Source organism: Variovorax sp. NFACC27, from assembly GCF_048301545.1.
GTDB classification, from domain to species: domain Bacteria; phylum Pseudomonadota; class Gammaproteobacteria; order Burkholderiales; family Burkholderiaceae_C; genus Variovorax; species Variovorax gossypii.
This window is the reverse complement of sequence record NZ_CP157613.1, coordinates 2,963,688-2,985,987: the sequence shown is the minus strand read 5'-3', so window position 1 is coordinate 2,985,987 and position 22,300 is coordinate 2,963,688. Positions and strand designations below refer to the sequence as shown.

The 22,300-nt window shown below is 64.9% G+C and carries 22 protein-coding genes and 1 riboswitch; of the genes, 17 read left to right on the top strand and 5 right to left on the bottom strand.

Annotated features, from left to right (window positions below):
• The first annotated feature begins 9 nt into the window (after positions 1 to 9).
• From ABL840_RS13940 to ABL840_RS13925, 4 genes are all read left to right on the top strand, one after another.
• Positions 10 to 1,185 carry a Gfo/Idh/MocA family protein gene (locus ABL840_RS13940; RefSeq protein ID WP_093305188.1) on the top strand — a complete coding sequence of 392 codons (1,176 nt, stop codon included), beginning with the start codon at positions 10 to 12 and terminating at the stop codon, positions 1,183 to 1,185.
• 10 nt (positions 1,186 to 1,195) lie between these two features.
• On the top strand, positions 1,196 to 2,383 hold the full coding sequence (locus ABL840_RS13935) for a dihydrodipicolinate synthase family protein (protein WP_093305190.1): 1,188 nt from the start codon (positions 1,196 to 1,198) through the stop codon (positions 2,381 to 2,383).
• An 8-nt stretch (positions 2,384 to 2,391) separates the two neighbouring features.
• Positions 2,392 to 3,270 (top strand): sugar phosphate isomerase/epimerase family protein, encoded by an 879-nt coding sequence (locus ABL840_RS13930; protein WP_093305192.1) that lies wholly within the window; start codon positions 2,392 to 2,394, stop codon positions 3,268 to 3,270.
• Between the two features lie 452 nt (positions 3,271 to 3,722).
• On the top strand, positions 3,723 to 4,388 hold the full coding sequence (locus tag ABL840_RS13925) for an ATP-binding protein (protein ID WP_093305193.1): 666 nt from the start codon (positions 3,723 to 3,725) through the stop codon (positions 4,386 to 4,388).
• 92 nt (positions 4,389 to 4,480) lie between these two features.
• On the opposite strand, the gene ABL840_RS13920 is transcribed toward ABL840_RS13925, so the two are convergent.
• Entirely contained in the window at positions 4,481 to 5,458 is a 978-nt protein-coding gene (locus tag ABL840_RS13920) for an IS5 family transposase (RefSeq protein WP_418115967.1), read from the bottom strand.
• A 2-nt stretch (positions 5,459 to 5,460) separates the two neighbouring features.
• Here ABL840_RS13920 and ABL840_RS13915 point away from each other — a divergent pair, with 2 nt between their 5' ends.
• Positions 5,461 to 7,161 (top strand): hypothetical protein, encoded by a 1,701-nt coding sequence (locus ABL840_RS13915; RefSeq protein ID WP_093308100.1) that lies wholly within the window; start codon positions 5,461 to 5,463, stop codon positions 7,159 to 7,161.
• A gap of 56 nt (positions 7,162 to 7,217) precedes the next feature.
• Here the strand turns inward: ABL840_RS13915 and ABL840_RS13910 are convergent, their stop codons facing one another.
• Complete coding sequence (locus tag ABL840_RS13910; protein WP_143043087.1) at positions 7,218 to 7,643, bottom strand: helix-turn-helix domain-containing protein; 426 nt, start codon at positions 7,641 to 7,643, stop codon at positions 7,218 to 7,220.
• Here ABL840_RS13910 and ABL840_RS13905 point away from each other — a divergent pair.
• On the top strand, positions 7,545 to 7,811 hold the full coding sequence (locus ABL840_RS13905) for a DNA cytosine methyltransferase (protein WP_093308098.1): 267 nt from the start codon (positions 7,545 to 7,547) through the stop codon (positions 7,809 to 7,811). The genes ABL840_RS13910 and ABL840_RS13905 overlap by 99 nt on opposite strands.
• 103 nt (positions 7,812 to 7,914) lie before the next feature.
• On the opposite strand, the gene ABL840_RS13900 is transcribed toward ABL840_RS13905, so the two are convergent.
• Positions 7,915 to 8,892, bottom strand: a complete 978-nt coding sequence (locus ABL840_RS13900) for an IS5 family transposase (protein ID WP_418115967.1) — start codon at positions 8,890 to 8,892, stop codon at positions 7,915 to 7,917.
• 48 nt (positions 8,893 to 8,940) lie between these two features.
• Between ABL840_RS13900 and ABL840_RS13895 the strand changes: the two genes are divergently transcribed.
• The 6 genes from ABL840_RS13895 (at position 8,941) to arsC (ending at position 16,242) form a co-directional block, all read left to right on the top strand.
• Entirely contained in the window at positions 8,941 to 9,708 is a 768-nt protein-coding gene (locus ABL840_RS13895) for a DNA cytosine methyltransferase (RefSeq protein WP_176947427.1), read from the top strand.
• A 966-nt stretch (positions 9,709 to 10,674) separates the two neighbouring features.
• Positions 10,675 to 11,766 carry a DNA glycosylase AlkZ-like family protein gene (locus ABL840_RS13890; RefSeq protein WP_093300599.1) on the top strand — a complete coding sequence of 364 codons (1,092 nt, stop codon included), beginning with the start codon at positions 10,675 to 10,677 and terminating at the stop codon, positions 11,764 to 11,766.
• A 268-nt stretch (positions 11,767 to 12,034) separates the two neighbouring features.
• Positions 12,035 to 14,233, top strand: coding sequence for a TonB-dependent siderophore receptor (locus ABL840_RS13885; RefSeq protein WP_418116267.1), 2,199 nt, complete (start codon positions 12,035 to 12,037; stop codon positions 14,231 to 14,233).
• A gap of 98 nt (positions 14,234 to 14,331) precedes the next feature.
• A riboswitch (FMN riboswitch) is annotated at positions 14,332 to 14,503 on the top strand.
• A 100-nt stretch (positions 14,504 to 14,603) separates the two neighbouring features.
• A complete protein-coding gene (locus tag ABL840_RS13880; protein ID WP_093202171.1) occupies positions 14,604 to 15,116 on the top strand; it encodes a 6,7-dimethyl-8-ribityllumazine synthase in 513 nt (170 codons plus the stop codon).
• A 40-nt stretch (positions 15,117 to 15,156) separates the two neighbouring features.
• Entirely contained in the window at positions 15,157 to 15,837 is a 681-nt protein-coding gene (locus ABL840_RS13875; protein ID WP_093300600.1) for a glutathione S-transferase family protein, read from the top strand.
• 24 nt (positions 15,838 to 15,861) lie between these two features.
• A complete protein-coding gene (gene arsC, locus ABL840_RS13870; RefSeq protein WP_093202177.1) occupies positions 15,862 to 16,242 on the top strand; it encodes an arsenate reductase (glutaredoxin) in 381 nt (126 codons plus the stop codon).
• A 12-nt stretch (positions 16,243 to 16,254) separates the two neighbouring features.
• Here arsC and queG read toward each other — a convergent pair whose 3' ends face one another.
• The gene (gene queG, locus ABL840_RS13865; protein ID WP_176947428.1) at positions 16,255 to 17,328 is read right to left on the bottom strand and encodes a tRNA epoxyqueuosine(34) reductase QueG; all 1,074 of its coding nucleotides are present in this window, start codon (positions 17,326 to 17,328) and stop codon (positions 16,255 to 16,257) included.
• On the opposite strand from queG, the gene tsaE reads away from it, so the two are divergent.
• From tsaE to ABL840_RS13850, 3 genes are all read left to right on the top strand, one after another.
• Complete coding sequence (gene tsaE, locus ABL840_RS13860) at positions 17,314 to 17,820, top strand: tRNA (adenosine(37)-N6)-threonylcarbamoyltransferase complex ATPase subunit type 1 TsaE (protein WP_093300602.1); 507 nt, start codon at positions 17,314 to 17,316, stop codon at positions 17,818 to 17,820. The genes queG and tsaE overlap by 15 nt on opposite strands.
• Complete coding sequence (locus ABL840_RS13855; protein ID WP_093300603.1) at positions 17,817 to 19,271, top strand: N-acetylmuramoyl-L-alanine amidase; 1,455 nt, start codon at positions 17,817 to 17,819, stop codon at positions 19,269 to 19,271. The genes tsaE and ABL840_RS13855 overlap by 4 nt, the downstream gene beginning before the upstream one ends.
• Before the next feature lie 153 nt (positions 19,272 to 19,424).
• On the top strand, positions 19,425 to 19,712 hold the full coding sequence (locus ABL840_RS13850) for a glycine zipper domain-containing protein (protein ID WP_093202247.1): 288 nt from the start codon (positions 19,425 to 19,427) through the stop codon (positions 19,710 to 19,712).
• Between the two features lie 90 nt (positions 19,713 to 19,802).
• On the opposite strand, the gene ABL840_RS13845 is transcribed toward ABL840_RS13850, so the two are convergent.
• A complete protein-coding gene (locus ABL840_RS13845; protein ID WP_093202185.1) occupies positions 19,803 to 20,471 on the bottom strand; it encodes a DedA family protein in 669 nt (222 codons plus the stop codon).
• A 48-nt stretch (positions 20,472 to 20,519) separates the two neighbouring features.
• Between ABL840_RS13845 and ABL840_RS13840 the strand changes: the two genes are divergently transcribed.
• Together ABL840_RS13840 and ABL840_RS13835 are read left to right on the top strand one after the other, a co-directional pair.
• On the top strand, positions 20,520 to 21,023 hold the full coding sequence (locus ABL840_RS13840; protein WP_093202188.1) for a GNAT family N-acetyltransferase: 504 nt from the start codon (positions 20,520 to 20,522) through the stop codon (positions 21,021 to 21,023).
• Between the two features lie 43 nt (positions 21,024 to 21,066).
• The gene (locus tag ABL840_RS13835; protein WP_418116266.1) at positions 21,067 to 22,284 is read left to right on the top strand and encodes a dienelactone hydrolase family protein; all 1,218 of its coding nucleotides are present in this window, start codon (positions 21,067 to 21,069) and stop codon (positions 22,282 to 22,284) included.
• Positions 22,285 to 22,300 lie beyond the last annotated feature (16 nt).

Below are 22,300 nucleotides of genomic sequence, written 5' to 3'. Positions count from 1 at the left end.
AAGAAAACGATGGCCACCCAACGTCTAGGAATCATCATGCACGGCGTCACCGGGCGCATGGGCATGAACCAGCACCTGATCCGCTCGATCTGCGCCATCCGCGCCCAGGGCGGCGTCACGCTGTCGAACGGCGACAAGGTCATGCCCGACCCGATCCTCATCGGCCGCAACGCCGAGAAGATGGAAGCGCTCGCCAAGGCACACAACATCCCGCGCTGGGGCACCGACCTCGACAAGGCGCTGGAGAACAAGGACGACACCATCTTCTTCGACGCCGGCACCACGCAGATGCGCCCCGCCCTGCTGGCCAAGGCCATCCGCGCCGGCAAGCACGTCTACTGCGAGAAGCCCATTGCCACCAACCTCAACGAGGCCGTCGAGATCGCACGCCTGGCCGAGGAAGCCTCGAAGACCAAGGGCCTGAAGCACGGCGCCGTGCAGGACAAGCTCTTCCTGCCCGGCCTGCGCAAGCTCGACATGCTGCGCCGCGCCGGCTTCTTCGGGCGCATGCTCAGCGTGCGCCTGGAGTTCGGCTACTGGGTGTTCGAGGGCGACCTGCAGCCCATCCAGCGCCCGAGCTGGAACTACCGCAAGGAAGACGGCGGCGGGATGATCCTGGACATGATGTGCCACTGGCGCTACGTGCTGGACAACCTGTTCGGCGAAGTGAAGTCGGTGAGCTGCCTGGGCACCACCCACATTCCGAAGCGCTGGGACGAAGCCGGCAAGCCCTACGAGGCCACCGCCGACGACGCGGCCTACGCCACCTGCGAACTCACCGGCCACAACGGCGAGCCCGTCATCGCGCAGATCAACATGAGCTGGGTCACGCGCGTGCGCCGCGACGACCTCGTGACCTTCCACGTCGACGGCACAGACGGCTCGGCGGTGGCTGGCCTCTCGAGCTGCCGCGCCCAGTCGCGCGTGGCCACGCCGCGCCCGGTGTGGAACCCCGACGAGAAGCAGACCATGAACTTCTTCGACCAGTGGCAGGAGATTCCGGACTCGCAGGTCTACGACAACGGCTTCAAGATCCAGTGGGAGCACTTCATCCGCCACGTGGTGGAAGACGCCCCCTACAAGTGGACGCTGCCCGAAGGCGCCAAGGGCGTGCAGCTGGTCGAGGCCGCGCTCGAGTCGTGGCAGGACCGCCGCTGGGTCGACGTGCCCGCGCTGAAGGTCTGAGGTTCGCGACATGGCTCTCTCGCTGAACCTTCCCACCGCGGGCGGCACGCTCGCGCCCTACGCGCTGCGCGGCACCGTTCCGGTGAAGCCCGATGCGGGCGTGAAGTTCAACCGCATCGCCTACTCGGCCGCGCACGTTGTGGCCGACCCGATGGCCGCCATCGACCCGTGGCTGCAGTGCGCGGTCGACTGGGACACCACCATCGCCTACCGCAGCCACCTGTTCTCGCTGGGCCTGGGCGTGGCCGAGGCCATGGACACCGCGCAGCGCGGCATGGGCCTGGACTGGCCCACCTCGCTGGAGCTGATCCGCCGCTCGCTAGACGCAGCGAAGGACGTGCCCGGCGCGCTGGTCGCCTCGGGCTGCGGCACCGACCACCTGGACATCGACAGCGTGAAGAGCGTCGACGACGTGATCCGCGGCTACGAGGAGCAGATGGCCGCCATCGAGGCGCTGGGCGGCAAGCTGATCGTGATGGCCAGCCGCGCGCTGGCCCGCGTGGCGAAGAGCCCGGCCGACTACGAGCGCGTGTACGACCGCATCCTGAGCCAGGCGAAGCAGCCGGTGGTGCTGCACTGGCTGGGCGACATGTTCGACCCGGCGCTCGCAGGCTACTGGGGCACGAGCGATGTCGACGCGGCCATGGATACCGCGCTGGGCATCATCGCGGCGCATCCGGACAAGGTCGACGGCATCAAGATCTCCCTGCTCGACAAGGACAAGGAAATCGCGATGCGCCGCCGGCTGCCGCCTGGCGTGCGCATGTACACCGGCGACGACTTCAACTACGCCGAGCTGATCGCCGGCGACGGCTTCGGCAGCGAACCAACGCACGGCAAGAGCGATGCGCTGCTGGGCATCTTCGACGCCATCGCGCCGGCGGCCAGCGCAGCCCTGGGCGCACTGGCGCAGGGCAACGAAAAGAAGTTCCACGACATCCTCGGCCCCACCGTGCCGCTGTCGCGCCACATCTTTGCCGCGCCCACGCGCTTCTACAAGACCGGCGTGGTGTTCATGGCCTGGCTCAACGGCCACCAGAAGCACTTCACGATGGTCGGCGGCCAGCAGAGCACGCGCTCGCTGCAGCACTTCGCGGAGCTGTTCAGGCTGGCCGATGCCGCCAACCTGCTGGAGCAGCCCGAGCTGGCGGTGCGACGCATGAAGACCCTGCTGGCCCTGCACGGCGTGGAAGGCTGAAGACGAGCATGCGCGATTTCTCGCAGAACCACGACTGGCTGTCGATCAACACCGCGACGGTGCGCAAGCAGTCGGGCGCCGAGGTGCCGCTGGACCGCATCATCGACCAGTGCGCCGAACGCGGCATCCGTGCGATCAGCCCCTGGCGCGACCAGGTGGCGGCTGTCGGTCTCGACAAGGTTGCGAAGCAGCTGAAGGCGCACGGCATCGGCCTCTCAGGCTATTGCCGCGGCGGCTTCTTCCCCGCGCCCGACGCGGCCGGCCTGAAGGCCGCGCTCGACGACAACCGCCGCGCCATCGACGAGGCGAAGACGCTTGATGCGCCCTGCCTCGTGCTGGTGGTCGGCGCCCTGCCCGGCGCGCTCGAAGGCAAGGCCGCGTACAAGAACATCGGCCGCGCGCGCAGCGAGGTGCGCGACGGCATCGCCGCGTCGCTCGAATACGCACGCGAAGTCGGCATGCCGCTGGCCATCGAGCCCTTGCACCCGATGCAGGCTGCCGACCGCGCGTGCATCAATACGCTCGAGCACGCGCTCGACCTGTGCGACGAACTCGACGCGGGCAGGAGCGGCATGCTCGGCGTGGCGCTGGACATCTACCACGTGTGGTGGGACCCGAAGCTGCAGCAACAGATCGCCCGCGCCGGCCGCGAGCGCCTGCTGGCGTACCACGTCTGCGACTGGCTCACGCCTACGCGCGATCTGCTGAGTGACCGCGGGATGATGGGGGATGGCGTGGTCGAGTTGAAGAAGATCCGCGGGTGGGTGGAGGATGCGGGCTTTGCGGGGTTCAGCGAGGTGGAGATCTTTTCGAATCTCGATTGGTGGCAGCGGCCTGGAAGCGAGACTCTGGACGTCTGCATCGAGCGGCACAAGCAGGCTGTTTAGAGCTGCTCGTTGTTCAGGGCGCGTGCGCAGACTACCTGCGCGAATGTCCCCTGGCCTGCGGGCCCCTACCTATTTCGCCGCCGAAAGCTCCCGATGGCCTGGGCACAGTGGGCGCAGCTGTGACGCTGGCAGCTTGACCGCTGCTGCGGATCGCAGTCGGACATGCGGGGACGCACCACTGAGCTTCTTTTGTGAGGGACGAGCAGTGACAAGCAGAAGTCCGAAGGGCTGGTTGCCGACACGGCCAAGCTGGCGCTAAATATAAGGGCCCGACACACGATAGCTTGACCATCTCGTCAACCCCAACGATGTAGGATGCGCCACCCGCCATGGCGGGCAAGCGTGCGCCCAGCCGGGTTGTCATCCTGCGGTGGGGCGCTGGACTAAGCGTTTAACACAATCGCGCCACGGCCGTTCATCGGGATCAACCACGGCGATGCAAGGTGAGATTCATGGCGACAACAAACAAGAAACCTGACGAATTCAGTCTCGCTATCCAAGGGGGCATGTTGGAGGCTCTCGGGATCAACATGTATACGACGCTAGGAAAGTGCCTCGTCGAGTTCGTGGCGAATTCCTACGACAGCAATGCCCCAAAAGTCGAAATCACTATTCCATTTGATGAAATCGAAACACAACGGCTCGCACTGAAAGAAGCGGACAAAAAGGCGAAGGCTGAGGCCAAGAAGACTGAAGCAGAAGCAAAGAAGACCAGCGTTGGCACGCCATCGAGCAGTGCGGCCCACGACACGCCTGTCACAGCAATATCCGGCATGAGCATTGCGCCTCCGGATGTGTCGCTATACAAGAAAACTTTGCCCGGCGAACTCTCCATCGAGATTCGCGACTACGGCCACGGTATGAGCCCTGCCGACATTGCCCAAAAATTCCTTCCAATTAATCGACATCGTCGAGCAGACGCGTCCGGCCAAGAAACCAATCTCAAGTCCGAAGGCGGGAAACGCGCAGTGATGGGCCGCAAGGGCCTGGGCAAGCTCGCCGGCTTCGGAATCGCTGGCCAAGTCATCGTCAAGACCAAGCGCGCCGGCGATAACTTCGCTACGATTTTCACGCTTGATTCTGCCGAGCTGGCTAAGGAAGGTCTGATCAAGTCGTAAATTGGCTTGATGGCGAGCGCGCGTATTTGGTCGTTGCGCTCACAGGCTCGTCTCACCGAGCATCCCATGCGTTTGAGAGGCCCTGCGGCCCTTCATGCCGTCTGCAGACGCACCTGTCCCAGCATCGCGATCAGTTTCTTCCTGGCCATCCACAGGTTCGACAGTGCAAACAGCGTGATCACATGCGCCGTGTTCTTGGCCAGCCCCCTGAACCTCACCTTCGCCAAGCCGAACTGCCGCTTGATCACCCGGAACGGATGCTCCACCTTTGCCCGGATGCTGGCCTTCTGGTATTCCTGCTTGCGCGCTCTGGCTTTGGCTCGGCCCTCGGGCATCTTCGCCATGTCGCTGGGCCTGCCTGCAATGTGCCACTGCACGCTGCGCTTCACCCGACTCTGTGCTCCGCGATAGCCCGAGTCTGCCCACACCTCGCTCTCCTTGCCGTGCAGCAGGTCGCTCACCTGCTCCACGTCTGCCTCGTTGGCGGCCGTGGTCGTCACCGTGTGCACCAGCCCCGAGTCCGCGTCCACGCCGATGTGCGCCTTCATCCCGAAGTGCCACTGGTTGCCCTTCTTCGTCTGGTGCATCTCCGGATCTCGCTCGCCGCTCTCGTTCTTTGTCGAACTGGGCGCCGCGATGATCGTGGCGTCCACGATGGAGCCTCTCTTCAGAAGCAGCCCCTTCCTGGCCAGGTGGGCGTTGACCTGCTTGAAGATGTCCTCCGCCAGATCGCTGGCCTCCAGCAAGTGGCGGAAGTTCAGGATCGTCGTCTCATCGGGAATCGACTCCATGCCCAGGCCTGCGAACGTGCGCAGCGAGGTGATCTCGTACAGGGCTTCCTCCATCGCCGGATCGCTCAACGCGAACCAGTTCTGCATCAAGTGCACACGAAGCATCGCTTCGAGCGGATACGGTCGGCGTCCTCGCCCCGCCACCGGGTAGTGTGGTTCGATGACTTTGAGTAGCGCCTTCCAAGGCACGACCAGTTCCATCTCGGCAAGGAAGACTTCCCGGCGCGTCTTCTTCCTCTTGCCTGCATGCTCGGCATCCGAAAAACTGATCTGGCTCATCGTTGGTCCTCCTTCAGCGTGCGTGTTCAACGTTCAGAGCGGCCATCCGTGGACTTGATCAGACCTTCCCTAACGCCCCCAACCTCGGCGAAATCAAGATTCCAGCCACCTATGAGGACGACCCTGACACGGACGCGTCCGGAACAACAATCACGCTCAAAGGCCTCAAGCCAGACGCAGTGCGCTCGTCGGCAGACAAGATCACCGCGACTCTCGCTGAAGCCTTCTACGGCATCGAGCCTGAGGATTTCCTTATCTCCCTAAACGGCACACCTGTTGCGCCGCCAGTGGTGGATTTCGATTTCGTATTCCCTGAGGTGGCAGCCACGTCCGGCAGTCTTGTCGCCGACTTCGTCAACATTCCGGACGTCGGCACCCTCCCCATTCAGTACGCGGTGAGATTCCGTAAGCCTGGGCAGCATTTGCCAGCCGGAAAACGCGGCGCCCGAATTTATTGCAACAAGAGGCTTGCTGCGGGGCCATCGCTGTTCAAGCTCGGCACCGGCATGCACAACTTCCACGCTCAGGATTACCTGGAGTGCGTTGTGGTGGCCGACACGCTGGATCAGTTGGGTGTTGATTTCGTGAACACCAATCGCACACAGCTTCGAGAAGACAACGACGTGGTCGAGGCGATCTTGACCCACGTGTCCGACCTGATGAAGTCAGCACTTGCGGCCCATGCAAAGCATAGGGAAGCCAAAGTCGATGCAGAGATCAAGGCCAACGAAGAAGGCTCGCGGATGAACAAGATCATCGAGAACCTTCCGAAACGGAGCAGGGCGCCTGCTGGAAAACTCCTTCGAACCATTGCCCTGCGTCACGGCACCGATAGCCTTGAGTTCAAGGAGTTGGCGCCGCTCGTAGTCAACTCCGTGAACGCTGGCGAAGTTTTGATCCGGCTTATTGAACTGCAGACAGATCCGAGAACCGTCCATCAGGTCGCAGGCGAGCTGCTTGAGCTGGCTGAAATCGAGCGTAGTGACGCTCTCAAGCTCTATCGCGGCAGGAAGTCTGGAATTATCAGTTTGCGCAAGCTGATTGAGAAGGGTGAGGACTTATGGAAGCAGAAGGGCATCGAGGCCGACCTGCATCAGCTATTCAAGGATGAGCCCTGGCTGATAAAGCCCGAATATTCGAAGTATCTAACCAGTGACGAAGACCTGAACAAGCTGGCCAGCAAGCTCGCTCAGCGGCTCAAGGTTGACCACTTCCACACCCTAGTCGACGAGGCTGGAAAAAAGGATCTTGATCGCCCCGACCTAGTGTTTGTTATGTCAGACACGGCATCTCCGCACGTCGTCACGATCGTCGAATTTAAATCGCCCACGATCCCTTTGACGATTACGCATCTCGGGCAACTCAAGAGCTACATGCGCCGCGTCGAAGAGTTCATCGAAAACGAACTCAAGCAGAAGGTCACAGTCCACGGCTACCTGATCGGAGCCATGCCAAATCCTGACACACGAGCCGCCGGTGAACGGGATCTGCTGTACGCCATCAAGAGCGAGTGGACGGCACAAACAGCCTGGGAGGTTCTCGGGCTCGAACAACTCCTGCAACGTGCCCAGACTATTCACTCCGACGCGATTGATGCATTTGAGCGCGAGCTGAAGGAAAACGAAGTAGAGAGCCCGACCTCCCCTGCGACCATCGAGGCTGCGACCGCAATCACGGAACCGGCCGCCGCCGAAAGCAAATAGTTGTCGGGGTTCGTGTCCAGGAGCCTGAGAAGCCGGGCCCCCATTGCTTGGCCCATTCAGTGCCCAGGAAGGCACTGAATGAGCTTTGCTACGGCCTGGCGCGCGGCAGCCATCTGATCGCCGCTCAGGCGAGTCTTGACCAACGCCACCAGCTCGTCGGAACTTACGTCTGCTGGACGCATCTGAAGCAGATTCATACATTGAATCAGAACCGAGGCAGGAGGCGACACATCCCCGCGCTCGTATTTGCATACTAGGGATTGCGCCGTGCCCAGGCGCGCCGCAAAGGCACGCTGGCTTTCTCCTAGGCGCGTGCGGGCATCCAAAACAATGCTGGCAGCCTCCATAGGCTTTACTTGTTGCATGCTTGAAGCATAAGGCATATGATTCATTTCGTGAATCATCAATCTCCAATCCGCTCGATCGAACTCTTCGCAGGCGCAGGATTGCTGGGCCAGGCGTTTCGAGACTTCGGATTTCATGCTCGCTTGGCCGTGGAAGCCGATGCACGCGCACGCGCCACCTATGCGGCGAACGTGGGTGCGGATGCAATGCACATTGATGCCAGGAAGGTTTGCGAGGGCATCCCGTGCAGCATCTTGCTTGCAGGACCTCCGTGCCAGGGCTTCAGCACGCTAGGGAAGGTCTGATCAAGTCGTAAATTGGCTTGATGGCGAGCGCGCGTATTTGGTCGTTGCGCTCACAGGCTCGTCTCACCGAGCATCCCATGCGTTTGAGAGGCCCTGCGGCCCTTCATGCCGTCTGCAGACGCACCTGTCCCAGCATCGCGATCAGTTTCTTCCTGGCCATCCACAGGTTCGACAGTGCAAACAGCGTGATCACATGCGCCGTGTTCTTGGCCAGCCCCCTGAACCTCACCTTCGCCAAGCCGAACTGCCGCTTGATCACCCGGAACGGATGCTCCACCTTTGCCCGGATGCTGGCCTTCTGGTATTCCTGCTTGCGCGCTCTGGCTTTGGCTCGGCCCTCGGGCATCTTCGCCATGTCGCTGGGCCTGCCTGCAATGTGCCACTGCACGCTGCGCTTCACCCGACTCTGTGCTCCGCGATAGCCCGAGTCTGCCCACACCTCGCTCTCCTTGCCGTGCAGCAGGTCGCTCACCTGCTCCACGTCTGCCTCGTTGGCGGCCGTGGTCGTCACCGTGTGCACCAGCCCCGAGTCCGCGTCCACGCCGATGTGCGCCTTCATCCCGAAGTGCCACTGGTTGCCCTTCTTCGTCTGGTGCATCTCCGGATCTCGCTCGCCGCTCTCGTTCTTTGTCGAACTGGGCGCCGCGATGATCGTGGCGTCCACGATGGAGCCTCTCTTCAGAAGCAGCCCCTTCCTGGCCAGGTGGGCGTTGACCTGCTTGAAGATGTCCTCCGCCAGATCGCTGGCCTCCAGCAAGTGGCGGAAGTTCAGGATCGTCGTCTCATCGGGAATCGACTCCATGCCCAGGCCTGCGAACGTGCGCAGCGAGGTGATCTCGTACAGGGCTTCCTCCATCGCCGGATCGCTCAACGCGAACCAGTTCTGCATCAAGTGCACACGAAGCATCGCTTCGAGCGGATACGGTCGGCGTCCTCGCCCCGCCACCGGGTAGTGTGGTTCGATGACTTTGAGTAGCGCCTTCCAAGGCACGACCAGTTCCATCTCGGCAAGGAAGACTTCCCGGCGCGTCTTCTTCCTCTTGCCTGCATGCTCGGCATCCGAAAAACTGATCTGGCTCATCGTTGGTCCTCCTTCAGCGTGCGTGTTCAACGTTCAGAGCGGCCATCCGTGGACTTGATCAGACCTTCCCTAGGGAAGCGCGATCACTTCGACGAGCGAAACTCTCTCTCGCTATGCGTCGCCGATTGGGCAGCCTCCAGCAAGCCCGATGTCGTGGTTGTCGAGAACGTGCCGCCCTTCTTGGAATCTCGCTACTGGGAAACACTGCGACGCCGGATGCATCGTCAAGGCTACAAGTCCACACATTGGGTGCTGAATGCAGCAGACTTCGGTGCGCCCCAGCTACGCGTGCGAGCTTTCGCAATCTTCTCCCGCATTGGCCTTCCTGAGCGCCCTATCCCAACGATGAAGCGCCACCGAACGGTACGCGAAGCGTTCGCTGGCTTGCCCTCAAAGCCCAGCGGTCGGGATCTGCATGTCGCCCCGGCTCCAGGAAACCTAGCGCTGGCTCGCTTCAAAGTCATTCCACGGAACGGAGATAAGCGTGACGTTATGCGCCACGCGCCGGAACTCTGCCCACCTTCCTGGCTTCGGATGGGCGCACAGGCGACTGACGTATGGGGACGGATGGAACTAGACGCGCCCGCAAATACGTTGCGCTGCTCCTTCCAGAATGCATCAAAGGGCCGCTACGTTCATCCGACAGAGCATCGTGTTTTGACTCTGCGGGAAGGCGCCCGCCTGCAAGGTATTCCCGATGAATGGCAGTTCTTTGGGGACCGATCCTCGATTGCTCGTCAGATCGGCAATGGCGTTCCTCTCGCTCTCGGCCGTGCTGTCGCAGACTCCGTTTCCAAGCTGTTCAGACAACAGTGATGTAGGTCGTCAACAGCTACCTGCGGGCCATAGCTGAACTGGACCAACACACTTGACTTCACTAATAAGAACGCCGATCGCGGCCAAAGGCAGCAAACCACTCAGCACCGCTCGTTGGCGCCAGCAATGCAATGCTTGAAATGTGTCCGAGGCGGCGAGTTCATGATGCGGCCGTGATCGGCCGCACCCGCTGTAAAGCGGATGCTCGCCTTGACCGCCGAGGATCAGCTCGGAACACATAGCCGCCATCAAGCCCTACCTCGCAAACCTCAATCGCCCCGAATTCCCTTCACCACGAATGCTTCAGGCGGGCCGCGAAATCCGCGGCCCGCGGACCAGCCGCTAACCGCCAGTCTCAGGCGCCCCACATCGCGCCTTCTCGCTCATCTGAAACAGCTCTCCGGCCTTGCGCGCAAGCTCAGCCGCAAGCCAAAGCAGGTTGTCCAGTCGTCGAGGCCCATCCCCGCTGCACCAATCGATGTCTTCCCCGTGGCAAACCCACAGTAGAGCTTCGAGCTGAGAGAGTGTGTTTTCAAGAAGATCCGCCGGGTCTTGGGCGGTTTCTGCGGAAGCTACCGGCGTGCGAGGCCGGGCTATAGTCTTGGTAGCCATTTTTGTGCGGTCCTTCCAAGGTGTTGCACGAACTTGGTTAGACGGCTGGGGTGCTAGTAACACCCCGGCCGTCGCCTTTTGATACCTCGCATCTGCATCGCTGCTTTCGCACCGACGACCTGCCGCGAGGCAAGCAGCCTTCAAACATCTGAGTGACTCGGGTGTGTTGCGCCTTTCTTCTCCCCTTGGTGGGGTGTTGAGTGACAGGGGCATTCACTCTAGAGAAGAACACGGCAAAGCAGCCGCTGCTGCAGCACGAAGTCACGGAGACTGCCAACAAATGCAGCTTCCGCAGCAGCGCCGAACGCACAACGCAGCAAAGCGAAAGTCCGCCGCCTGTGCTGCAATCCGCAGATGCCTGCCCCGACCCTCGACGACCTGCGCCGCTACGCAGTGGCGCGCACCCTCTTCAAGCCCACGACGCTGCCCGCGGCGATCCGCCAGCTGGGCTTCGTGCAGGCCGACCCGATCCGCGCCCCCGCACGCGCGCAAGACCTCACGCTGCGCCACCGCGTGAAGGACTACCACGCGGGCGATCTCGAAAGCCGCTACACCCGCCTCGCCATCGAGGAAGACTGCCTCGTCAACTACGGCTTCCTGCCGCGCGAGCACCTGGCGCTGATGCATCCGCGCGAGGCCAGGCAGGCATGGGACGCCGACACGCGGCGCAAGGCGGCCGACGTGCTCGCCTACGTGCAGGAGCACGGCCCGGTGCATCCGCGCCAGGTGGAGCAGCACTTCGCGCACGGCCGCATCAAGAACTACTGGGGTGGCTCGAGCAACGCGACCACGCACCTGCTCGACGGCATGCACTACCGCGGCATGCTGCGCGTGGTGCGGCGCGACAGCGGCACGCGCGTCTACGAGGCGGTGACGCACGAGCCGGCCGACGACAGCCCCGCCGGCCGTGCTCGCCGTGCGGCGGCGCTCATCGAACTGGTGGTGCGCAAGTACGCGCCGCTGCCGGCCTCCAGCCTCACCTACCTCGTGCGCCTGCTCGGCTATGGCGCGCCGCATCTCGCAGCGCAGACGCAGGCGGCGCTGCGCATCGCGCGCGACGAACTCGCGAGCTGCAGCATCGACGGCACGACCTGGTATTGGCCGGCCGACGAGAACCCGGCCTCGCGCCGCCATGCGCCCGACGACGAAGTGCGCCTGCTCGCACCCTTCGACCCGGTGGTGTGGGACCGCCGCCGCTTCGAACTGCTCTGGGACTGGACCTACAAGTTCGAGGCCTACACGCCCGCGCCCAAGCGCCAGTTCGGCTACTACGCGCTGCCGGTGTTGTGGCACGACCGCGTGATCGGCTGGGCGAACGTGAGCGCGCCCGAGGGCAGGCTGCAACCGGCCTTCGGCTATGCCGGCAAGAAGCCGCGCGATGCGGCCTTCCGCGCGGCGCTCGACGACGAACTGCAGCGCATGACGCAGTTCCTCGGCGGACGCTGATTCCTTTCTTCCTATAATCGCGCCGCTCAGCCAGCCGCCCGCAACGGGCGCGCAAGCCGTCTTCGAAGGAACGAAGACCGCAGCCGCAACGGCTGCCCGCGACGACGCAACAAGAACCCATAAAACCCACCGGCAGCCAGCCCGAAGCGAGCCGCCGGTTGCGCTCGTCCGGATCTGACAGGACCGGATCAGAGAAGCCATGGCGCGCCCGCATACGGCGCGCGCCGCAGCCACTCCCCCCAAACGCAGGACACAGGAGAAGCTGCACATGACATCGAAGAAGCATCGGCGCCCGGCTGGGCGCTCCACTTGGCGCATTTCGCACACCCGCCGCGCCACGCTCGCGGCAACCGCCATGGCGCTGGGCGCCGCCGTGCCGGCCTACGCCCAGGAAAAAGACGAATCCGCCGAGACCCGCAAGGCCCTGCCCACAATCACCGTGACCGGCGACTCGGGCGAAAGCGCGACCGGCCCGGTGACCGGCTTCGTCGCCAGGCGCGGCGGCTCCGCCACCAAGACCGACACGCCATTGATCGAAACGCCGCAGGCCATCTCGGTGGTCACGCGCGACCAGATGGAGGCGCAGAGCGCACTCACGCTGCGAGAAACCACCAACTACACGGCCGGCGTGGTGTCGAGCTACTTCGACAGCCGCGTCGACTCGTTCAAGGTGCGCGGCGGCGACGCCATCCAGTACCTCGACGGGCTGCAGCGCAGCTACGGCACCTACAACACCACGCGGGCCGATCCATACACGCTGGAGCGCGTCGAGCTGCTGCGCGGGCCCTCCTCGGTGCTCTACGGCCAAGGGGGCATCGGCGGCGTGCTGAACCTGGTTTCGAAGCGGCCTCAGGCCGAGCTGCAGCGCGAAGTGCAGGTGCAGGTGGGCAGCCACAACCGCAAGCAGGTCGCGGCCGATTTCACCGGGCCGCTGGACACCGAAGGCAAGTGGCTCTATCGACTGGTGGCCGTGAACCGCGACAGCGGCACGCAGGTCGACCACGTGCCCGACGACCGCATCCTGCTCGCGCCCTCGCTCACCTGGCGCCCGAGCGCCGACACCTCGCTCACGCTGCAGGCGCTGTACCAGAAGGACAAGAGCGGCTCGCTCATCGGCTTCTTCCCGTGGCAGGGCACGCTGCTGCCCTCGCTCTACGGGCAGATTCCCACCTCGACCTTCACCGGCGAGCCCGGCTTCGACCGCTACGACACGCGCAACACCTCGCTGGGCTACCTGTTCAGCCACCGCTTCAACGACACCTGGACCTTCAGGCAGAACCTGCGCTCGACCGAGAGCAAGGTGCTCTACAACTCCTCCTACACCAGCTTCACGGCCAACCGGCTCACCGGACGCCCGGCGCGACCGGTGTTCAACGCCGACCAGCGCACGATCGAGCGCGACCTGATCGTGCAGCTCAACGGCGGCAAGATGCTGCTGCTGGACAACCAGGCCGAGGCTCACTTCAAGACCGGTGCGGTGGAGCACACGCTGCTCGTCGGCGCGGACTTCCAGCGCAACGAGACCTCGCAGTCCACCGGCCGCGGCCGCGCGGGCGCGCTCGACGTGTACGCACCGGTGTATGGCAACTACACGCCACCCACCTTCCTCACCCGGCAGCCCTCGGTGCTGCAGAAGCAGGCCGGCATCTACGTGCAGGACCAGATCAAGTACGGCCGCTGGATCGGCCTGCTGGGCCTGCGCCACGACAAGGCCACCACCGACACCGAGGGCCGCCCCGCTGCTGCCGCCGACGACAAGGCCACCACCAAGCGCGCCGGCATCGTCTACCTGGCCGACGGCGGCTGGGCGCCCTACCTGAGCTATGCCGAATCGTTCCTGCCGCTGGGCGGCGTGGACGTGAACAACACGCCCTTCAAGCCGCAGCGCGGCAAGCAATGGGAGGCCGGCGTGAAGTGGGAACCCGAAGGCCAGCGCACCTCGTTCATGGCGGCGGTGTACGACCTGCGCGACACCAACCGCAAGACCACCGACCCGACCAACCCGCTCAACAGCATCCAGCTCGGCGAAGTGCACGTGAAGGGGCTGGAGCTCGAATACAAGGGCAGCATCGGGCGCGACTGGGACTGGGTCGCCTCCTACGCCTACACCGACGCGCGCGTCTCGCGCAGCAACGGCACCGACCTGGGCAAGCGCATCTCGGGCGTACCGAAGCACACGGCCTCGGCCTGGCTGATGCGGCGCTTCTCCATCGGCGGCGTGCCCGGCTTCTCGGTCGGCGGCGGCGTGCGCTATCTCGGCAAGTCGTGGGACGGCATGGACGCCAACCCGGTGCCCTCGGTGACGCTGCTGGACGCGATGTTCGCGTGGGACAACGGCCCGCTGCGCCTGTCGCTCAACGTGGGCAACCTGACCGACAAGGTGCAGCTCACCACCTGCCTGGCGCGCGGCGACTGCTTCTACGGCCAGCGGCGTACCGTGACTGCGGCGGCCACGTATCGCTTCTGAAGAAAATCCCCGCTGGGTCGAAGGTCTGGCGCGCGGGCGACAGACCCGCGCCCCGACGGGCTCCTAGAATCGCCCCGCTGTCCGGCTCGCCGGGCGGCAAGCGTTCTCAGGGCGGGGTGAAACTCCCCACCGGCGGTGATGGCGGCACGTTCCGGAAGGAACAGCAGCACAAGCCCGCGAGCGCCCGGAGCTTGCAACGAGCTTCGGGGTCAGCAGATTTCGGTGCGATTCCGAAGCCGACGGTCACAGTCCGGATGAAAGAGAGCGCGAAATGCGGGTCTGCCCGCGCGCTTCGCTTTGTGCTGGCGCGCGAGTGGCCTTGCGGTTTCGTGCGCCCTGATTCAGGAAACCTGCTTTCAAGAGGCACACCATGAGTCAGATCAACGACCTTCCCCTTTCCGCCGTCACCGCGTCCGGTTCGCCACGCGGCACGCGCATCGCATTCGTCGAGGCGCAGTGGCATTCCGACATCGTCCACCAGGCACGCGACGCCTTCCTCGAGGAGATGGACCGCCTCGGCGTGGCGCGCGATCTCATCGACATCTTCGACGTGCCCGGCGCCTTCGAGATTCCGCTGCACGCCAAGCGGCTCGCCAACTCGGGCAAGTACGCGGCCATCATCGGCTGCGCGCTGGTGGTGGACGGCGGCATCTACCGCCACGAGTTCGTGGCGAACACGGTGGTCAGCACGCTGATGTCGCTGCAGCTCGAGACCGACGTGCCGATCTTCTCGGCCGTGCTCACGCCGCACCACTTCCACGAGCACGTGGAGCACCGCAAATACTTCCACCGCCACTTCGCGGTCAAGGGAACGGAAGTGGCCGAGGCCTGCTTCAAGACGCTCGAAGCCCTGAAGAAGGTCGACGCGCTGTTGGCGGCCTGACCTACGTGACAACGGGGGTGGGCGTGCGTAACCTGCGCGGATGCCATCCACAGCCGCCCACGAAGACCGCTACACCCTCTACGGCGCACCCGGCTCGGGTGCGACGCCCATCCACGCCGCGCTGACGCTGATCGGCGCGCAGGTCGAAACCGTCGACGTCGCCACCTGGGAGAGCGAGGCCGAGCGCGAGCGCATCTCGGGCATCAACCCGATGCGACAGGTACCCGCGCTGGTGCTGCCTTCGGGCGAAGTGATGACCGAGAGCGCGGCCATCCTGATCTGGCTCGGCGACCGCTATCCGGAAGCCGGCCTCTGCCCAGCGCCCGACGACCCGATGCGCTCGCGCTATCTGCGCTGGATGGTCTACCTGCCGGCGGCGATCTACTCGCTGTTCTGGGTGCGCGACGAGCCTTCGCGCCTCGTGCCGGATACCGCCGCGCAGGCCGCGATGCTCGAGCGCAGCGCCGAACGCATCGCGCAGTGCTGGCAGCTGATGGATGCGCAGATCGACGAACCTGCCCCCTACCTGCTCGGAGACAGGATCAGCATGCTCGACCTGTACGTGACCGTGATGTCGCGCTGGACGCCGGGCCGCAGGCGCTTCTACCGCGTGGCACCGCGCATGACGCGGGTGGTGCGTCGCGTGGATGCCGATCCGCGGCTGGCTGAGTTCTGGGCGAAGCGCTTTCCGCTCTCGCCCGATCCGGCACAGGAAGGCTGAGGCCGGTTTTCTATCATCGACACCATGACCACACGCACCCCGACCACCGCCTACCCGATGACGATCTACCACAAGCCCAACTGCAGCACCTCGCGCAACGTGCTGTCGTTGATCCGCGAAAGCGGCGTGGAGCCCGAGATCGTTCTCTACCTTGAAACCCCGCCCTCGAAGAAGAAGCTGCGCGAGCTCTCCAAGGCCATGGGCATGGGCGCGCGCGAGCTGCTGCGCACCAAGGAAGCCCCCTACGAAGAGCTGAACCTGGCCGACTCGAAGTGGACCGACGACCAGATCTTCGACTTCATCGTCGAGCACCCGATCCTGCTGCAGCGCCCCATCGTGGTGTCGCCGCGCGGCACGCTGATGTGCCGGCCGTGGGAGCGCGTGCGCGAGATCCTTCCGGCCTGAACGGATAGAGCCTCAGCCCGCGGCCTCTTGTGCGAGGCCCCACGCGACGTGCTCGCGCACCAGTTCGCTCGGGTGTTCGGCACGGGTTGCCAGCGCCTCTTTCGCACCGCCCTCGCCTGCCCGCGCCGCATTGCCCAGCGCCACGGCGATATTGCGCAGCCAGCGCTCGTGCCCGATGCGACGGATCGGGCTGCCTTCGGTGCGGCGCAGGAAGTCCTGTTCGGTCCACGCGAAGAGATCGGCCAGCGTGCGGCCCGTAAGCTCTTCGCGCGCGTCGAAGTCGGGCAGCGTGCTCTTCTTCGCGAACTTGTTCCAGGGGCAGATCAGCTGGCAGTCGTCGCAGCCGTAGATGCGGTTGGCCATCAGCGGGCGCAGCTCGACCGGAATGGGCCCGCCGTGCTCGATGGTGAGGTACGAGATGCAGCGTCGGGCATCGAGCCTCTTCGGCGCCACGATGGCCTGCGTCGGGCACACGTCGATGCAGGCGCTGCAGCTGCCGCAGTGCGCGGTGACGGGTTCGCTGGGCGGCAGCTCCATGTCGACGTAGATCTCGCCCAGGAAGAACATCGAGCCCGCGTCGCGGTCGAGCACCAGCGTGTGCTTGCCGCGCCAGCCCTGGCCGCTGCGCGAGGCCAGTTCGGCCTCGAGCACGGGGGCCGAGTCAGTGAAGACGCGGTGGCCGAAGGGGCCGACCTCCTCGGCGATGCGCTCGGCCAGCTTCGCGAGCCGGTTGCGCAACACCTTGTGATAGTCGCGGCCTCGTGCGTAGACGGAGACGATGGCCTCGCCGGGCCGCTTGAGCCTGTCGAATTCGACGGTCTGCCACTCGGGGCTGGTGCTGCGCGGCAGGTAGTCCATGCGCGCGGTGATCACGCTCACCGTGCCCGGCACCAGCTCGGCCGGCCGGGCGCGGCGCGTGCCGTGCGTTTCCATGTATTGCATCTCGCCATGGAACCCATGGGCCAGCCATTGCATCAGACCGGCTTCGGCGCTCGACAAATCGACGCCCGCGATTCCGATTTGGGAGAATCCGAGTTCCCGGGCCAAGGCCTGAATACGCACAACGAGTGGATGGCTGACGATCACTTGCCGATTGTAGAAACGCACAAGAGCACCCGCAGCCTGCGCTGGTGCAGCGAAGCCGACACCGACGCCTTCGCGCGGGCGCTGGCCGCATCGCCTGCATTGCGCGACGCCTTCATCGAACTTCATGGCGACCTCGGTGCCGGCAAGACCACTTTCGTACGCCATCTGCTGCGCGCCCTGGGCATCGCCGGGCGCATCAAGAGCCCCACCTACGCAGTGGTCGAGCCCCACGAGGCGCCCGACGGGCTGCAGATCTTCCATTTCGACTTCTATCGCTTCGCCGATCCGCGCGAATGGGACGACGCCGGCTTCCGCGACATCTTCGCCGGGCCGGGCCTCAAGCTGGCCGAATGGCCGGATAACGCCGCGGGCCGCACACCAATTGCCGACCTCGCTATTAAAATAGAAGCAATGACTGACGACACACGCAGCGTGACCCTCCTCGCGAACACCCCTCGCGGCAGCGATCTGCTGGCGCGCATCGCCGCATGAAGGCGGCCGGCCTGAAACGGCGCGTGCTGCTGCAGGGCGGCAGCATCGCGCTGATGCTCGGCGTGCACCAGATCGCGCGCGGAGCCACCATCCTCGCAGTGCGCGTATGGCCCGCCGCCGACTACACGCGCGTGACCATCGAATCCGACGCACGGCTCAATTCGCAGCAGCTCGTGGTGGGCAGCCCGCCGCGGCTCGCCGTCGACATCGAGGGCATCGACCTCAACCCCGAGCTGCGCGAGCTGGTCGGCAAGATCAAGCCCGGCGACCCGTACATCAATGGCCTGCGCGTCGGGCAGAACGCGCCGAAGGTGGTGCGCATCGTGTTCGACCTGAAGCAGGCCGTGGTGCCGCAGGTGTTCTCGCTCGCGCCCGTGGCTGCCTACAAGCACCGGCTGGTGCTCGACCTGTACCCCGAGCAGGCAGTCGACCCGATGGAAGCACTGATCGCCGAACGCCTGCGCGATGCGCCCCGCTCCACGGGCGGCGGCTCCACGGTTGCGCCGCCGGCGGTGGCGACTGCGCCGGCCGCCGATCCGCTCGGCGACCTGATGGCCCAGCAGTCGATGCGCCCCGGCCCGCAATCGCCGCCGCCCGCCGCAATGACAGGCGGCGACAGGCCTTCGCTGCCGCCACCGCCTCCCGTGGTGGCCACCGCGCCCGTCAGGCCCGCTACACCGGCCGCTCCGCCGCCCCCACCGGTTGCCGCCACGGCCAACCGCACCGACCGCATCATCATCGTGGCGCTCGACCCCGGCCACGGCGGTGAAGACCCCGGCGCCATCGGCCCCAACGGCACGCGCGAGAAGGACATCGTGCTGCAGGTGGCCCACCGCCTGCGCCAGCGCATCAACGCGAGCAGCGTGAACGGCAGCCCGATGCGCGCCTTTCTCACGCGCGACGCAGACTTCTTCGTGCCGCTGGGCGTGCGCGTGCAGAAGGCGCGGCGCGTGCAGGCCGACCTGTTCGTGAGCATCCATGCCGACGCCTTCACCACGCCCGCCGCGCGCGGCGCCAGCGTGTTCGCGCTGAGCCAGAGCGGCGCCTCGAGCAGCGCCGCGCGCTGGCTGGCCAACAAGGAAAACGACGCCGACCGCGTGGGCGGCGTGAACGTGGGCAACCACGAGGCGCAGGTGCAGCGCGCGCTGCTCGACATGAGCACCACCGCGCAGATCAACGACAGCCTGAAGCTCGGCGGCGCGATGCTCGGCGAGATCAAGGGCATCGGTGCGCGGCTGCACAAGGGCTCGGTCGAGCAGGCCGGCTTCGCGGTGCTGAAGGCACCCGACATTCCGAGCGTGCTGGTGGAAACCGCCTTCATCAGCAATCCGGAAGAAGAAGCCAACCTGCGCCGCGTCGACTACCAGGAGAACCTGGCCGACGCGCTGATGCGCGGCATCCAGCGCTACTTCGCGCAGAACCCGCCGCTGGCGCGCAGCCGGCAACTCTGATCGCACGCCTGGGCTTCTGTAAAGCCAAAGCGTGCACTCCTGTCCCACGCCTGGCGACGCGAGAGCGCGCACAGGCACGTGCGGCAGGTTCCTACACGGCATGGGGCCACCTGTTGGAGATGATGAAGCATCACTCCTCGAAAGGTGGACATCATGAACACACGTCTCTGGATCGCTGCTGCTGCAGCCACCTCGGTCATGACGATCGCGGGTTGCGCGAGCGGCCCCAACCAGAACCTCGGCACCGGCGTGGGCGCGGTAGGCGGCGCGCTGGTGGGTAACGCCATCGGCGGCAACACCGCGAGCACGGTGGGTGGTGCGGCCATCGGCGGCATCATCGGCAACCAGATCGGCCGCAATGCCGACGAGCGCAACTACTACAACCAGCAGCGCTATCCGCGCGGCAGCGGCTACTACCCGGGCAACGGCCCGAACTACTGAGGCACCGCAATGCGGCCCGGACGCTGACCGGGCCTGAACGAAAAAGCGCGCCGGTGGCGCGCTTTTTTAATGGTTGATCGGCTGACTGCTTCAGGCCTGCGAGGCCTGCGCCGCGCGGGCCTTCTCGGCCTTCGAGGCGCGCCATGCGCCATAGATCGCCAGCAGACCCGGCACGAAGATCAGCGCCCAGATGATCTTGTCGAGATGCTCGCGCACGAGCGGCAGGTTGCCGAAGAAGTAACCCGCCGTCACGATGCCGAGCACCCAGATCAGCGCGCCGACCACGTTGAACATGGTGAACTTCGCGCGGTTCATCTCGGCCACGCCGGCCACGAAGGGCGCGAAGGTGCGGATGAAGGGCATGAAGCGCGCGAGGATGATCGTGATGCCGCCGTAGCGCTCGTAGAAGGCATGGGCCTGGTCGAAGGCCTTGCGGTTGAAGAAGCGCGAACTCTCCCACTGGAACACCTTCGGCCCGAAGTAGCGGCCGATCGAGTAGTTGCACTGGTCGCCCAGGATCGCGGCAGCGATCAGGATGCCGCAGGCCAGCGGGTAGTTCATGAGGCCCGCACCGCACAGCGCGCCGACGATGAAGAGCAGCGAGTCGCCCGGAAGGAACGGCATCACCACCGCGCCGGTCTCGACGAAGACGATGAGGAACAGCAATGCATAGACCCAGGGGCCGTAAGCGATGACGAATTGCTGGAGGTGCTTGTCGACATGAAGAACGAAGTCGACGAGAAAGCTGATGATTTCCATGGCCGCGGATTATCCTTGCTGAAACCGAACGCCCTCGTGAATCACCCCATGCTGCACATACGAGCCGCCACCGATGCGGACTGGCCGGCCATCTGGTCCGTTCTCGAACCCACCTTCCGGCGCGCCGACACCTACACCTATCCGCCCGACGTCTCCGAGGAACAGGCACGCCATTCGTGGACGAAAGTTCCCACTGCAACCTTCGTGGCCTGCGACGACGAAGGCAAGGTGCTCGGCACCTACGTCATCCGCCCCAACCAGCCCGGCCAGGGCTCGCACGTAAGCAATTGCGGCTACGTGGTGTCCGATGCAGCGCGCGGCATGGGCGTGGCGTCGGCGCTGTGCGAACACTCGCAGCAGGAGGCCCTGCGCATGGGCTTTCGCGCGATGCAGTTCAACTTCGTGGTGTCGACCAACGAGGGCGCGGTGCGCCTGTGGCGCAAGATGGGCTTCGCCATCGTCGGCACGCTGCCCGGTGCGTTCAGGCATCCGCAGCACGGCTACGTCGATGCCTACGTCATGTTCAAGCAGTTGCAACAGCAACAGCAGTGACAGCGCTCTCACATACACAAACCCTCGACAGGAGAAACACGCGATGACAGGCCAGTACATCCAGATGCAAGCCAAGGACGGCAGCGGCACTTTCCGCGGCTATCTCGCACTGCCCGGAGCCGATACCGGCCCGGGCCTTGTGATTGCGCAGGAAATCTTCGGCATCAACCACACGATGCGCGAGGTGGCCGACTACTACGCCGAAGAGGGCTACGTGGTGCTGGTGCCTGACCTGTTCTGGCGGCAGGAGCCGAACGTGGAACTCGGCTACAGCGAAGCCGACTGGCAACGCGCCTTCGCGCTCTACGGCGGCTTCGACGAAGCCAAGGGCATGGAAGACATGCAGACCGCCATCGACGCGCTGCGCGGCCGCGCGGAGGTGCCCGACAAGAAGGTCGGCGTGCTCGGCTTCTGCCTGGGCGGCAAGCTCGCCTACCTCAGCGCCTGCCGCACCGACGCGGACGTCGCCGTCGGCTACTACGGCGTGGGCATTGACGCCGCGCTCGACGAGGCCGACAACATCCAGCGCCCCCTCACGCTGCACATCGCCGAGCTCGACAAGTTCTGCCCGCCCGAGGCGCGCGAGCGCATCGTCTCCGCGCTCAAGGGCCGACCCGGCGTCTCTCTGCATGTGTATCCGGGCATGGACCACGCCTTCGCCCGCCTAGGCGGCGAGCATTTCCACAAACCCTCGGCCCTCATGGCCCACGAGCGCAGCATTGCCGCGCTGAAAGGCACCATCGGCCCGCACTACGACCTGCCCGCGCTGTGGGACAAGCACTGCGAGTACGAGTTCGGCACCCGCAACGTCGACGACACCATGTCCACCATGGTGGCCGAGCCCTACGTCAACCACATCCCGACCATGACCGGCGGCGTGGGCTACAAGAACCTGCACGCGTTCTATACGAACCACTTCGTCAACAGCAACCCGCCCGACACCTCGCTGGTGCCGATCTCGCGCACGGTGGGCGCCACGCAGGTGGTCGACGAGATGCTGTTCTGCTTCACCCACACCACCGAGATCCCGTGGATGCTGCCGGGCGTGGCACCGACCGGAAAGCGCGTGGAGATCCCGCTGCTGGCGGTCATCAAGTTCCGCGGCGACAAGCTCTATCACGAGCACATCTACTGGGACCAGGCCAGCGTGCTGGTGCAGGTGGGGCTGCTCGATGCGAAGCTGCTGCCGGTGGCGGGCATCGAGACCGCGCGCAAGCTGCTGGACGAGACGCTGCCTTCGAATACGCTGATGAAGCGCTGAGAACTGCACGGCTTTT